This window comes from Streptomyces sp. NPDC088746 (assembly GCF_044751065.1).
GTDB lineage: Bacteria > Actinomycetota > Actinomycetes > Streptomycetales > Streptomycetaceae > Streptomyces.
In genome coordinates this window covers 581,788-595,099 of sequence record NZ_JBIVLA010000005.1, presented here as the reverse complement: position 1 = coordinate 595,099, position 13,312 = coordinate 581,788, and the positions used below count along the sequence as shown (strand labels likewise).

14 protein-coding genes and 1 pseudogene are annotated in these 13,312 nt (G+C 72.0%); 10 read left to right on the top strand and 5 right to left on the bottom strand.

Annotation, left to right across the window (positions count from 1 at the left end; translation table 11 throughout):
* Positions 1-195 precede the first annotated feature (195 nt).
* The 3 genes from allB to ACIP63_RS24980 all read left to right on the top strand — a co-directional run bounded on the left by allB (position 196) and on the right by ACIP63_RS24980 (position 3,078).
* On the top strand, positions 196-1,539 hold the full coding sequence (gene allB / locus ACIP63_RS24990; RefSeq protein WP_401519445.1) for an allantoinase AllB: 1,344 nt from the start codon (positions 196-198) through the stop codon (positions 1,537-1,539).
* Positions 1,540-1,542: 3 nt separating this feature from the next.
* Entirely contained in the window at positions 1,543-2,658 is a 1,116-nt protein-coding gene (gene alc, locus ACIP63_RS24985) for an allantoicase (protein WP_401519444.1), read from the top strand.
* Between the two features lie 90 nt (positions 2,659-2,748).
* Positions 2,749-3,078, top strand: a complete 330-nt coding sequence (locus ACIP63_RS24980; RefSeq protein ID WP_104784424.1) for a putative quinol monooxygenase — start codon at positions 2,749-2,751, stop codon at positions 3,076-3,078.
* 1 nt (position 3,079) lies between these two features.
* On the opposite strand, the gene ACIP63_RS24975 is transcribed toward ACIP63_RS24980, so the two are convergent.
* Both ACIP63_RS24975 and ACIP63_RS24970 read right to left on the bottom strand, forming a co-directional pair.
* Positions 3,080-3,916 carry an aldo/keto reductase gene (locus tag ACIP63_RS24975; RefSeq protein WP_401519441.1) on the bottom strand — a complete coding sequence of 279 codons (837 nt, stop codon included), beginning with the start codon at positions 3,914-3,916 and terminating at the stop codon, positions 3,080-3,082.
* Between the two features lie 80 nt (positions 3,917-3,996).
* Positions 3,997-4,473: a hypothetical protein gene (locus tag ACIP63_RS24970; protein ID WP_401519438.1), complete on the bottom strand. Its 477-nt coding sequence runs from the start codon at positions 4,471-4,473 to the stop codon at positions 3,997-3,999.
* A gap of 190 nt (positions 4,474-4,663) precedes the next feature.
* On the opposite strand from ACIP63_RS24970, the gene ACIP63_RS24965 reads away from it, so the two are divergent.
* A complete protein-coding gene (locus tag ACIP63_RS24965) occupies positions 4,664-5,290 on the top strand; it encodes a dihydrofolate reductase family protein (protein ID WP_401519436.1) in 627 nt (208 codons plus the stop codon).
* Between the two features lie 57 nt (positions 5,291-5,347).
* On the opposite strand, the gene ACIP63_RS24960 is transcribed toward ACIP63_RS24965, so the two are convergent.
* Complete coding sequence (locus ACIP63_RS24960) at positions 5,348-6,001, bottom strand: TetR/AcrR family transcriptional regulator (protein WP_401519433.1); 654 nt, start codon at positions 5,999-6,001, stop codon at positions 5,348-5,350.
* Positions 6,002-6,223: 222 nt separating this feature from the next.
* Between ACIP63_RS24960 and ACIP63_RS24955 the strand changes: the two genes are divergently transcribed.
* Positions 6,224-7,144, top strand: coding sequence for a DMT family transporter (locus ACIP63_RS24955; protein WP_401519580.1), 921 nt, complete (start codon positions 6,224-6,226; stop codon positions 7,142-7,144).
* On the opposite strand, the gene ACIP63_RS24950 is transcribed toward ACIP63_RS24955, so the two are convergent.
* Positions 7,134-7,337 (bottom strand): hypothetical protein, encoded by a 204-nt coding sequence (locus ACIP63_RS24950; protein WP_401519431.1) that lies wholly within the window; start codon positions 7,335-7,337, stop codon positions 7,134-7,136. The genes ACIP63_RS24955 and ACIP63_RS24950 overlap by 11 nt on opposite strands.
* Positions 7,338-7,482: 145 nt before the next feature.
* Here ACIP63_RS24950 and ACIP63_RS24945 point away from each other — a divergent pair, with 145 nt between their 5' ends.
* The 5 genes and pseudogenes from ACIP63_RS24945 (at position 7,483) to ACIP63_RS24925 (ending at position 12,269) form a co-directional block, all read left to right on the top strand.
* Positions 7,483-8,700 carry a sensor histidine kinase gene (locus tag ACIP63_RS24945; RefSeq protein ID WP_401519428.1) on the top strand — a complete coding sequence of 406 codons (1,218 nt, stop codon included), beginning with the start codon at positions 7,483-7,485 and terminating at the stop codon, positions 8,698-8,700.
* Complete coding sequence (locus ACIP63_RS24940; protein WP_401519425.1) at positions 8,697-9,425, top strand: response regulator; 729 nt, start codon at positions 8,697-8,699, stop codon at positions 9,423-9,425. The genes ACIP63_RS24945 and ACIP63_RS24940 overlap by 4 nt, the downstream gene beginning before the upstream one ends.
* A gap of 30 nt (positions 9,426-9,455) precedes the next feature.
* Positions 9,456-10,628, top strand: a complete 1,173-nt coding sequence (locus ACIP63_RS24935) for a cytochrome P450 (protein ID WP_401519422.1) — start codon at positions 9,456-9,458, stop codon at positions 10,626-10,628.
* Between the two features lie 15 nt (positions 10,629-10,643).
* Positions 10,644-11,063, top strand: a complete 420-nt coding sequence (locus ACIP63_RS24930) for a PaaI family thioesterase (protein ID WP_401519419.1) — start codon at positions 10,644-10,646, stop codon at positions 11,061-11,063.
* 11 nt (positions 11,064-11,074) lie between these two features.
* Positions 11,075-12,269 (top strand): annotated as a pseudogene (locus ACIP63_RS24925) (cytochrome P450).
* Positions 12,270-12,282: 13 nt separating this feature from the next.
* Here the strand turns inward: ACIP63_RS24925 and ACIP63_RS24920 are convergent.
* Positions 12,283-13,287: a Gfo/Idh/MocA family oxidoreductase gene (locus ACIP63_RS24920; RefSeq protein WP_401519417.1), complete on the bottom strand. Its 1,005-nt coding sequence runs from the start codon at positions 13,285-13,287 to the stop codon at positions 12,283-12,285.
* Positions 13,288-13,312: the final 25 nt, after the last annotated feature.

Here is a 13,312-nt window from a genome sequence, read left to right as displayed (position 1 = left end):
GGTGCCGCTCATGGCCTATTCTACGTTTCGCCTGTCGAAAATGAACTTTTACTTCGTGGAAATATCCAATCGGCGTCACGGGTGCTCCGATAGGTGCTCCGCGGGGGTGCCCAGGGCGGAGGAGGGGTCTTGACGGGCCGCCGCCCCGAGTGAAGACTCCTTCAACAAATCGTTGAATCTGCGTGAGGAGCACAGGTGTCCGGAGTGGACAAGAAGCAGGTACTCCGCTCGACGCGCGTGGTCACCCCCGAGGGAACCCGCGCGGCGGCGGTCCTCGTCGCCGGCGGGGAGATCGAGGCGGTCCTGCCGTACGACACCGAGGTGCCCGACGGCGCCCACGTCGAGGACTTCGGGGACGACGTCCTGCTGCCAGGCCTCGTCGACACCCACGTCCATGTGAACGACCCCGGGCGCACCGAGTGGGAGGGCTTCTGGACCGCCACCCGCGCCGCCGCGGCGGGCGGCATCACGACCCTCCTCGACATGCCGCTCAACTCCCTCCCGCCGACCACCACCGTCGAGCACCTGCGCGTCAAGCAGGGGGTGGCCGCCCCCAAGGCGCACATCGACACCGGCTTCTGGGGCGGTGCGATCCCCTCCAACACGAAGGACCTGCGCCCGCTGTACGAGGCCGGGGTCTTCGGCTTCAAGTGCTTCCTCTCGCCCTCCGGCGTCGAGGAGTTCCCCGAGCTGGACCAGGAGCAGCTGGCCCGCTCGATGGCCGAGATCGCGGGCTTCGGCGGGCTCCTGATCGTGCACGCGGAGGACCCCCACCACCTGGCCGAGGCTCCGCAGAAGAGCGGGGAGAAGTACACCGACTTCCTCGCCTCCCGCCCCCGCGACGCCGAGAACGCCGCCATCGAGGGCCTCATCGCCCACGCGAAGCGGCTGAACGCCCGCGTGCACGTCCTGCACCTCTCCTCCAGCGACGCCCTGCCGCTCATCGCCGCCGCCAAGCGCGAGGGCGTACGCGTCACCGTCGAGTCGTGCCCGCACTTCCTCACCCTGACCGCCGAGGAGGTCCCCGACGGCGCGACCGAGTTCAAGTGCTGCCCGCCCATCCGGGAGGCCGCGAACCAGGACGCGCTCTGGGCCGGGCTCGCCGACGGCACGATCGACTGCATCGTCTCCGACCACTCGCCCTGCACCACGGACCTCAAGACCCCCGACTTCGCCTCCGCCTGGGGAGGGATCTCCTCGCTGCAGCTGGGCCTGCCCGCCATCTGGACCGAGGCGCGCCGGCGCGGCCACACCCTCGACGACGTGGCCCGCTGGATGTCCGCCGCCCCCGCCGGCCTCGCGGGGCTCACCCGCAAGGGCGCCATCGAGGCCGGGCGGGACGCGGACTTCGCGGTTCTCGCCCCCGACGAGACCTTCACCGTCGATCCGGCCGGACTCTTCCACCGCAACCAGGTCACCGCCTACGCGGGGAAGACCCTGCACGGCGTCGTCAGGTCCACCTGGCTGCGCGGCACGCGGATCGCGGCCGACGGCGTACTCGCCGAACCCACCGGCCGCCTCCTCGAAAGGAACCGCTGACCCATGACGGCGACACCGCACTTCACCGGCGACGCGAGCCCCTACGGGGGAGGCGACCCGTACGCCGACTACCGCACCGCCGACTTCCCCTTCACCCACCTCGTGGACCTCGCCGACCGGCGTCTCGGCGCAGGGGTCATCGCCGCCAACGACGAGTTCTTCGCGGAGCGGGAGAACCTGCTGAAGCCGGAGCCCGCGGAGTTCGATCCCGAGCGCTTCGGACACAAGGGCAAGATCATGGACGGCTGGGAGACCCGCCGCCGCCGTGGCACGGGCGCCACCGAGCCGCACCCCACCGACGAGGACCACGACTGGGCCCTCGTGCGCCTCGGTGCTCCCGGTGTGGTGCGCGGGCTGGTCGTCGACACCGCGCACTTCCGCGGGAACTACCCGCAGTCGGTCTCCGTCGAGGCGACCTCACTGCCCGGCTCCCCGTCGCCCGAGGACCTCCTCGCGCCCGGCGTGAAGTGGACGACCCTCGTCCCCCGTACGGCCGTCGGCGGCCACGCGGCCAACGGCTTCGCCGTCGACGCGGAGCAGCGGTTCACCCACCTCCGGGTCAACCAGCACCCCGACGGAGGCATAGCCCGCCTGCGCGTCCACGGCGAGGTGGCCCCCGACCCGGCATGGCTCACCGCGCTCGGTACGTTCGACCTGGCGGCCCTGGAGAACGGCGGCCAGGTCGAGGACGCCTCCGACCGCTTCTACTCCCCGGCCACCAACACCATCGCGCCGGGCCGCTCCCACAAGATGGACGACGGCTGGGAGACCCGCCGCCGGCGCGACAAGGGCAACGACTGGATCCGCTACCGGCTGGCGGAGCAGTCGGAGATCCGGGCGGTCGAGATCGACACGGCCTACCTCAAGGGCAACGCGGCGGGCTGGGCGGAAATCTCTGTCAGTGACGGCGAGGACGGCGAGTGGTCGGAGATCCTGCCCCGCACCCGGCTCCAGCCCGACACGAACCACCGCTTCGTCCTGCCTGAGCCCGTGCGCTCCACGCACGTCCGGATCGACATCTTCCCGGACGGCGGGATCTCCAGGCTGCGGCTCTTCGGCTCGCTCACCGAGGAGGGGGCGGCGCGGCTGACCGCACGTCACGAGGCGCTCGGCGGCTGACGGCCCCGGGGCTGGTGTGCCGGTTCAGGCCCGGCCTGTACGGATATGGGACCCTGGTCGGGACGCCGCCGCCCCCGACCAGGAGTCGCCATGATCTTCATCGCCGTCAAGTTCACCGTGCGTACCGCCGAGCGGGACAACTGGCTCCCGGCCGTCGAGGACTTCACCCTCGCCACCCGCCAGGAGCCGGGCAACCTCTTCTTCGACTGGTCCTACAGCGTCGAGAACCCGGACCAGTTCGTCCTGCTGGAAGCGTTCGCCTCGGAGGAGGCGGGTGCGGCGCATGTGAACTCCGAGCACTTCAAGAAGGCGATCGACACCATGTCGGAGCTCGTCAGCGAGGTGCCGGAGATCATCAACGTCGAGGTGCCCGGGGACGACTGGTCCCGGATGTCGGAGGTCACCCCGCGCAACCGGTGACTCAGAACTCCTCGTGCGTATCGGGGTCCCCGCCGAAGCGATGGGGCGGCCGGGCCCCGATCAGGTCCAGTTCCCGCTGCGTCAGCTCGAAACCGAACAGGTCGAGATTCTCCCGCTGCCGCCCGGGATCCGCGGACTTCGGGATCGGCACCGCCCCCAGCTGCGTGTGCCACCGCAGCACGACCTGGCCGGGCGTCACACCGTGGGCCTCGGCGGTGGCGACCACCTCGGGCGCATCGAGCACCTGGCGCCCCCGGGCCAGCGGGCTCCAGCTCTCCGTGACGATGCCCTTCGCGTCGTGCACCGCCCGCAGCTCCTCCTGGGGGAGCAGCGGATGCATCTCGACCTGGTTCACGACGGGCAGCACACCGGTCTCCCGCTCCAGCCGGGCCAGGTGCTCCGCGGTGAAGTTGGAGACGCCGATGGAGCGTACGAGGCCGTCCTCACGGAGCTTGATCATCGCCTTCCAGGTGTCGACGTACTTGTCCACCCGGGGCAGCGGCCAGTGGATGAGATACAGATCGACGTACTCCAGCCCCAGCTTGCCGCGCGACTCCTCGAAGGAGGCCAGCGTCTCCTCGTAACCGTGGTGGCGGCCGGGCACCTTGGTCGTGACGAAGACCTCCTGGCGGGGCACTCCGGAGTGCGCGATGCCGCGGCCGGTGCCGGTCTCGTTCCCGTAGTTCAGCGCGGTGTCCACGAGCCGGTAGCCGGCCCGCAGCGCCCCGGCGACGGCCTGCTCGGCCGCATCGTCGTCGAGTGGCCAGGTGCCGAGGCCCACCGCGGGGATGGTGCTGCCGTCGTGAAGATTGCGGACCGGGGGCGGTGTCTGGCTCATGGTCTCCCATTTCGTTCGCGTACCGTCCCCGCCAGCGTAGGACGGGCCGCCGGGCGCGGCGCGCGGCGGCGCGGCCCCCGTCAGCAGAGGTCGTTGCGCCACTCACCGTCCTCCCGCACCCAGGAGGACCGCTCGTCGTACTGCGGCTCGCCCACGCCGTAGGTCACCTCCGCGTCGTCCCCGTGGACGCTGTCCACGGACAGCCGCTTCAGGGTGTAGGTCTTCCCGAGCTGCTCGGCCGTCCGCGTCGCCCGGTCGACGAGCGCCTCGAACTGCGCCTCGGACATGTCCTTCCGGCAGCGCGTGGAGACGAGCGCGTAGGCGGCGTCGGTGTCCGGCTCGTAGTAGGCCGTCACGTACGCGCGTACGGACGACTCCAGTGCCGCCGTGTCCACCGGGGCGGTGGGGGGCGCCGTGGACGGACCGGTGGAGCGGGACGAGGACGGCGCGGCTCCGGGTGGCCCTTCCGGTTCCTGGGTGCAGGCGGTCAGTGCGGTCAGTGCGGCCAGAGCGACGAGCACGGAGAGCCCGGCGCGAGTGATGTGTGTGGTGCGCATGCACCCTATGTATCGAAGGTACGTGCGACACGTCGGCGATGTGGTCGATCTGTGACCGTGGAATCGCGACCGGCCTCGTCGGGCGGACAGATGACTTTCGCCCGAAAGTGGTGTCGGAACAGGTGGAAGCGTGGAAGCGGACGGACTGCCGGGACCCATGACCCCTGGCACGACGCGAAGGAGCGGGACCATGGCGAAACTGACTCTCACCACGTTCGTGTCCCTCGACGGCGTGATGCAGGCGCCCGGAGGCACCGGGGAGGACACCAGCGGCGGGTTCGCGTACGGCGGCTGGCTGGTGCCCTTCGCGGACGACGGCATGGCGGCCTTCACCAACGAGGTCTTCGACCGGTCGGGCGCCTTTCTCCTGGGACGGCGTACGTACGACATCTTCGCGGCCTACTGGCCCAGGGTCACCGACCCGCAGGACCCGGTCGCCGCACGTCTCAACACCCTGCCCAAGCACGTCGTCTCCACCACCCTGACCGACCCGGAGTGGGAGAACACGACCGTGGTCTCCGGCGACGTGCCGGCCGAGGTCGCCCGGCTCAAGGAGCGGACGGCGGAGGGCGAGCTGCAGATCCACGGCAGCGGCACACTGGCGCGGTCCCTCCTGGCGCACGGCCTGATCGACGAGGTCAACCTGCTCGTGTTCCCGGTCCACCTGGGGAGCGGCAAACGGCTCTTCGCGGAAGGCGGGAAGCCGACGGCCTTCGAGCTGACCGGTGCCCGGACCACCGGGAGCGGCATCGCGATCCACACCTACCGGCCGGAGGGGCCTGCCCGGTTCGGAGACTTCGACCCGCCCGGCGTGTGACACGGGCCCACAGGCGTCCTGGTCCTGGACGGGGCGAACCGGTGGACGGAGGCGCGGCTACGACGGTCCGGGGGCCGCCGGCAGCGCGGAGGGGTCGGTGGCGACCGTGCGCAGGCGCCCCAGGATGGCCCGCGCCGCCTTGGTGTAACCGGGGTTGTTGTTGTGCAGCACGGACTCGGCGTTGGCCAGTTCCATGAACGCGATGAGCTCGAAGGCCAGCTGCGAGACGTCCGTGTCCGCGACGAGTTCGCCCCGCACCCTGGCCTCCTCGAGCGTCTCCTCCACGAAGGTGACCCAGCCCGTCTGCGTGGAGGCCAGCGCGTCGTGCACCTTGCCCTCCCGTGAGTCGAACTCGGCGATGGTCGCGTAGAAGAAGCAACCGCCGCTGAACACCCGGCGCTGCGAGTAGGAGAGCCAGCTCTCGCACATCCGCCAGACCCGGCCCAGCCCGGGCTGGGCCGCCCTGGTCGGAGTCAGCACGTGCTCGACGAAGACGGTCACCGCGGCGCGCACCGTGGCGAGCTGCAGCTCCTCCTTGGAGCCGAAGAGGGCGAACACCCCGCTCTTGCTCAGCTTCAGCTCCGTGGCCAGCCGGCCGAGCGACAGGCCCTCCAGCCCCTCGGTCGAGGCGACGTGGACCGCGCGCCCCAGCACCAGTTGCCTGGTCTGGTTCCCCCGCTCGACCCGTCCGTCCAGCCGCGCTCCACCCATGTGCCAACTCCGTGTGTCCGAGCGTCCCAAGACCGACATTCTAGGAGGAGCCGGCACGACCGGGGGACCGCTTCCGGCGGTGACGACTCCTGCGAACAGGTGGCCGAGTCACCCTGCGGACAGAGGTTCACGGGTGCGGCGGCGTTCGGTACGGTGATCGCTCCCCGTGTGAGCCGGCGAGGTCTCCACATCGTTCCCGCTGTGGAGAACCAGGAGAACCAGGTGTCCGCTGCCGTCCTGCCCGCTCTCGCCCCGTCCCGCCGCGCGTGGGTCACCGATCTGCCGCTCCTGCTCGTCGCCGCCGTCTGGGGTGCCAGCTACCTCGCGGCCAAGGGCATCACCACGACGCACACCGTGATCGCCGTCCTGGTGCTCCGCTTCGCGATCGTGCTGCCCGCCCTGGCCGTCGCCGGATGGCGCGGGCTGCGGGCGCTGAGCGGCGCGCAGTGGCGAGGCGCCGGCCTGCTGGGGCTGGTGCTCAGCGGGATCTTCCTGCTGGAGACGTACGGGGTCGTGCACACGTCGGCGACCAACGCGGGGCTCATCATCAGCCTGACCATGGTCTTCACCCCGCTCGCCGAGGCTGCCGTCACCCGGGTCAGGCCGCCGGCCGCCTTCCTGGCGGCGGCGGGGCTCTCCGTCACGGGCGTGGTGCTGCTGACCCAGGGCGCCGGCTTCACCAGCCCCTCGGCAGGTGACCTCCTGATGCTGCTCGCGGCCGTCGCCCGTACGGTCCACGTCCTCGCGATGGCGCGCATCAAGGCGGTCCAGGACGCCGACTCGCTCTCCCTGACCACGGTGCAACTCGGCAGCGCGGTCGCCGTCTTCGCCGTCCTGGCCGCCGTGCCCGGGACCGGGCCGGCGCCCTGGACGGTGGCGGCGGACTTCGGCGCCGCCGAGTGGGCGGGGCTCCTCTTCCTGTCCGTGTTCTGCACGCTGTTCGCGTTCTTCGTGCAGATGTGGTCGGTACGCCGCACCTCTCCGTCCCGCGTCAGCCTGCTCCTCGGTACGGAGCCGCTCTGGGCCGCCGCCGCGGGCATCGCGATCGGCGGGGAGCGCCTCGGCGCGCCGGGGGCGCTCGGCGCGGTGCTCGTGCTGACGGGCACCGCGTGGGGGCGCCGCCGCGCGGACGTCACGTCCTGATCGAGTCCGCCGCGACCATCACGGCTCCGCCGGTCACGAGCAGCACGATGTTGACGAAGAGCCCGTACTCGTCGAGGAAGTCGAGCTTCGCCACCAGGGCCCACAGCCGGAACCAGCCGGTCCACTCGTACAGCAGTCCGGCGGCGCCCTGCGCGAACACGATGAACCCCACCGACTCCACGAATTTCTTCATGGTCCGAGCCTCACGCGGGCCGCCCCGGGCCCGCGTCGGCCACCGGTATGCGGCCCACCGACGGAAGTCTCGGATCGTGCGACTTCGGTATCTCCCTGGCACGGACAGACGCCTCCGGGCCCTCCCCGTGCGTAATTCTGTCGACATGACACGTACGGAATACCGCTGGCTGCTGCCCTCCGCCCTGGCCGACGACGAACTGTTCGGCGACCGGGGCAGCTCGCGGCGGACCGTGCGGGACTGGGCCGTCGACCTCACGGCCTTCCTCTGCGCCGCGGGCTTCGGGATGATCGCCCTCGCGGCGATCGAGGCCGACCCGACGACCCCGGACGGTGTCGTTCTCGCCGACTCGCTCATCGGGGCGGCGTCGTGCTGCGTGCTCTGGGTCCGGCGCAGGTGGCCCGTGGGAGTCGCCGTGGGCCTCACCGTGACCAGCCTGGTGGAGCCCGTCGCGGCCGGGGCCATGCTGATCGGGCTGTTCAGCCTTGCCGTGCACCGTCCGTTCAAGCAGGCCGCCCTCCTCGGCGCGGGTGCCCTCGTCGTCGCCCCCGTGCAGCCGATGCTGCGCCCGGACCCCGAGGCGTCGCTCTTCGCCTCCACCGCCATCGGGGTGCTGCTCGTGCTCCTCGTGCTCAGCTGGGGCATGGTCGTACGGTCACGGCGGCAGCTGCTCGTCACCCTGCGCGAACGCGCGCACCGGGCGGAGGCCGAGGCCGCGCTCCGGGCCGAGCAGGCGCAGCGGCTGGCGCGGGAGGCCATCGCCCGCGAGATGCACGACGTCCTCGCCCACCGGCTGACGCTGCTCAGCGTGCACGCCGGCGCCCTCGAATTCCGGCCCGACGCGCCCCCGGCCGAGGTCGCGAGAGCCGCCGGAGTCATCCGCGACAGTGCCCACGAGGCGCTCCAGGACCTCCGCGAGATCATCGGCGTGCTGCGCGGTCCCGGCGACAGCGACGACGGCAACAGGCCCCAGCCCACGCTCGTCACCCTGGACGCCCTGATCGACGAGTCCCGCTCGGCTGGCATGGACGTCACGCTGGCCAACAGCGTCTCCGACCCGGCCCGGGCGCCCGCGGCCACCGGACGCACGGTCTACCGCATCGCCCAGGAAGCGCTGACCAACGCCCGTAAGCACGCGCCCGGAGCCCCCGTCGACGTCACCGTGGCGGGCGGGCCGGGCGACGGGCTGACCATCGAGGTCCGCAATCCCGCCCCCACCGAGCCCTTCGAACCGGTCCCCGGATCCGGTCAGGGCCTCATCGGCCTCACCGAACGGGCCGGCCTGGCCGGCGGCAGTCTGGACCACGGACCGCGTCCCGGCGGCGGATTCGCGGTCAAGGCCCGGCTACCGTGGCCGGCATGAGCACTCCTACGTCTCCGGAAGCGCCACCGGTCCGGCTGGCCGTCATCGACGACGACCCGCTCGTGCGTGCCGGACTCGCCCTGATGCTCGGCGGTGCCAAGGGCATCGACCTCGTGGGGGAGGGCGCCGACGGCACCGAGGCCGCCGCACTCGTCGCCCGGACCCGCCCCGACGTCCTGCTCATGGACATCCGCATGCCGGGCATGGACGGGCTGGCCGCGACCGAGGAGCTCCGCCGCCGGCCCGGCGCGCCCGAGGTCATCGTCCTGACCACGTTCCACGCCGATGAGCAGGTGCTGCGCGCCATCCGCGCGGGAGCGGCGGGTTTCGTCCTGAAGGACACCCCGCCGGCGCAGATCGTCGAGGCGGTCCTGCGCGTCGCGGCCGGTGAGCCCGTCCTCTCGCCCGCCGTCACCCGCCGGCTCATGGCCCGTGCGGCGGGAGACCCGGCGGACGAGCGCCAGGACCGCAGGACTCGCGCCAGGCAGCGGTTCGCCGAGCTCGGGGAGCGCGAGCAGGACGTGGCCTCGGCCGTCGGCCGGGGCAGCTCCAACGCCGAGATCGCCGCCACCCTCCACCTGAGCGTCGCGACGGTCAAGGCGCACGTCTCCCGGATCCTGGCCAGGCTCGAACTCAACAACCGTGTCCAGATCGCGCTGTTGGTGCACGACGCGGGTCTCCTCCACGAGGACGAGGACGGGGCGCCGGACGGCCGCCTAGGCTGAACCGGTCAGACCGGAGGAGGGGACGGGACGATGACAGTGGTCGATCTGCGCGGGGTGGCGGACTTCAGCGCGAATCCGTATCCGTACTACGCGAAGATGCGCGCCGAGGGGCCGGTGCACCAGGTCCGTACCGACGACTTCGAGAGCGTCTGGATGATCGTCGGTTACGAGGAGGCCCGTGCGGCCCTCGCCGACCAGCGGTTCAGCAAGGACTGGCGTACGACGGAGCGCTTCTCCGCGTCGAGCAACCCGATCAACGCCAACATGCTGGAGATGGACGCCCCGCACCACACCAGGCTGCGCAAACTCGTCGCACGCGAGTTCACGGCGCGGCGGATCGAGGCGCTGCGTCCGCGCGTCGGGCAGATCACCGGGGACCTCCTCGACGCGATGGTGCCCGCCGGGAGCGCCGACCTCATCGACGCGTTCGCCTTCCCGCTGCCGATGACCGTGATCTGCGAGCTCCTCGGCGTACCCGACATCGACCGGGACGCCTTCCGCCTGCTGTCCAACGCCATCGTCACTCCCGTCTCGCCGGAGAAGGAGAGCGAGGCGGTCTCCGCCATGGGCGCCTACCTGGAGGAGCTGATCGAGGACAAGCGGTGTGCTCCGGGCGACGACCTGATGAGCGCCCTGATCCAGGCACGTGACGACGAGGGCGACCGGCTGTCGCCGGACGAGCTCATCGGCATGGCCTTCCTGCTCCTGGTCGCCGGACACGAGACGACCGTGAACCTGATCGCCAACGGCGTACGCGCACTGCTCGACCACCCTGACCAGCTGGCCCTGCTCCGCGCCCGGCCGGAGCTGATCGACGGCGCCGTCGAGGAGATGCTGCGCTACGACGGGCCCGTGGAGACGGCCACCTTCCGCTTCACCCGCGAACCCGTCGCGATCGGCCCGGTCGTCGTACCGCAGGGCGAGGCCGTGCTGGTCGCCCTGGGCTCCGGGGACCGCGACCCCGGCCGCTATCCGGACCCGGACACCTTCGACATCCGGCGCGAGGCGCAGGGGCACCTGGCCTTCGGGCACGGCATCCACTTCTGCCTGGGCGCACCACTGGCCCGGATGGAGGGCCGCATCGCGATCCGCGCCCTGCTGGAGCGCTGCCCCGGGCTCGTCCGGGACCCGGACGCCGGGGAGCCCGAGTGGCTGCCGGGGCTGCTGCTCCGGGGGTCCCGGCGTCTTCCGGTGCGCTGGTGAGGTGAAATGGCGCCCATGACCGAACTCTCCGTGGACACGGCACAGCAGGTCCTCGACAGCCAGCCGTTCAGCGGACTCGTCGGCGCGCGGATCACGGCGTTCGGGGACGGCGCGGCCGTCCTCGAGGTCGACGTACGCGAGGAACTCACCCAGCAGAACGGGTTCCTGCACGGCGGGGTGCTCTCCTACGCGGCCGACAACGCTCTGACCTTCGCCGCCGGGACGACGCTCGGAGCGGCGGTCCTGACCGGCGGATTCTCGATCCAGTACGTCCGGCCGGCGAGCGGCCGCACCCTGAGCGCCCGCGCCGAGGTGGTGCACACCGGCCGCCGGCAGGCCGTCGTGCGCTGCGACCTGTACACCGTGGACGACGAGGGGGCGGAGACCCTGTGCGCGGTCGCGCAGGGGACCGTTCTCTCCGCCCGCCCTGCCTGAAGGGAAACGCGTTGACCACCCAGGCCCTGCTCGACCTCGGCGCCCTCGGCGACGACTTCCTCCGCGACCCGTATCCCGTCTACGCGCGCTTACGTGCCCTCGGTCCGGTGCACCGGGTCCGCATCCCGGAGGGCGCCGAGGCCTGGCTGGTCGTCGGGTACGACGCGGGGAGAGCCCTCCTCGCCGACCGGCGGCTCTCCAAGGACTGGGGCAGGGCATCACCCTCGCTGGGTGTCCGCAAGGTGTCCGTGGGCACGTCCATGCTGGGCAGTGACGCCCCGGTCCACACCCGGCTGCGCAGGCTCGTGGCCCGGGAGTTCACCCCGCGCCGTATGGAACGGCTCGCCCCGCGCGTCCAGGAGATGACGGACGGGTTCCTCGACTCCATGACCGGCGGCCCCGGACGGTCCGCCGACCTGGTCACGTCGCTGTCGGTCCCCCTGCCGATGGCCGTCATCTGCGAGCTTCTGGGTGTGCCGTCCCTGGACCGGCAGGCCTTCCGCGCATGGTCCGACACCGCCGTCTCGTCGCTCGACGCCGAGGCGCGCGGCCGGGCCAGAGCCGCCATGACCGCCTACCTCACCGGGCTGGTCGAGGAGAAGCGCGCGGCCCCCGGGGACGACCTGATGAGCGCGCTCGTCCACACGTCGGACGACGACGGCGACCAGCTCTCCGCCGACGAACATGGGCATGGCCTGGCTGCTGCTCGTCGCCGGACACGAGACGACGGTCAACCTCATCTCCAACGGCGTCCTGAGTCTGCTGACGCATCCCGGCCAACTCACGGCGCTGCGCGCGGATTTCGGGCTGATCGACAACGCGGTCGAGGAGACGCTCCGCTACGAGGGGCCCGTCGAGACCCCCACCTACCGCTTCACCACCGAACCGCTCGACGTCTCGGGCACGGTGATCCCTGGCGGTGGCGAGCTCGTCCTGGTCGCGCTGGCCGACTGCGACCGCGACCCCGCCCGCTACCCGGACGCCGACCGCTTCGACATCACGCGGGACGCCCGCGGGCACGTCGCCTTCGGCCACGGCATCCACTACTGCCTGGGTGCGCCACTGGCCCGCATCGAGGCCCGCATCGCCATCCGGTCGCTCCTCGAACGCTGCCCGGAACTGCGGCTCGACGCGGACCCGGCCGGTCTGTCCTGGCGTACGGGCATGCTGATCCGGGGCCCGTTGAGCCTGCCGGTGGCCTGGTAGCGGGGCGGCGGCCTCACTCCTCGGCGATCTCCGCCATCCGTACGGGACGGCGCTCCCGGCGCGACAGCTCGCACGCCTCCGCGACGCGCAGCGCGTGCAGCGCCTCCCGGCCGTCGCACGGGTTCGGAAGCTCTCCGCGTACGACGGCGAGGAACGCGTCCAGCTCCGCCTCGTACGCCGGGGCGAAGCGCTCCAGGAAGCCCGGCCACGGTTTGGCGGGGGCGGGCGGCCCCTGCGGCTCGGCGGACGTGAGCGGCGTACGGTCGTCGAGGCCGACCGCGATCTGGTCTCGCTCACCCGCCAGTTCCATGCGTACGTCGTAACCTGCCCCGTTGCACCGGGTGGCCGTCGCCGTGGCGAGCGTGCCGTCGTCCAGGGTCAGCAGCGCCGCCGCCGTGTCCACGTCGCCCGCATCCCGGAACATCGCGGGGCCCGCGTCGGACCCGGTCGCGTACACCTCGGTCACCTCGCGGCCCGTCACCCAGCGCAGGATGTCGAAGTCGTGCACCAGGCAGTCCCTGAACAGCCCGCCGGAGAGCGGCAGATACGCGGCGGGCGGGGGAGCGGGGTCGGAGGTCGCCGCCCTCACGGTGTGGAGCCGGCCCAGGGACCCGCCGCGCACGGCGGCGCGCGCCGCGGCGTAGCCCGCGTCGAACCTGCGCATGAAGCCCAGCTGGAGCACACTGCCGGCCCGGTCGACCTCGCGCAGCGCTGCCAGGGTTCCCGCCAGGTCGAGCGCGATCGGCTTCTCGCAGAAGGCGGGCAGACCCGCCCGGGCCGCCCGGCCGATGAGATCCGCGTGCGCCGAGGTGGCCGAGGTGATCACGACGGCGTCCACTCCCGCACCGAGGACCTGCTCCGCGGACGCGAGGGCCGTGGCCCCCGTCCGTGCCGCGACCACCGAGGCGCGGGCGGCGTCGGGATCCGTCACCACCAGGGAGGCGACCGCGGGATGGCGTGCCAGGACGCCCGCGTGGAAGGAACCGATGCGGCCCGTGCCGATGAGTCCGATGCGCATGGACCCAACGTGCCGCCCCCCAGGC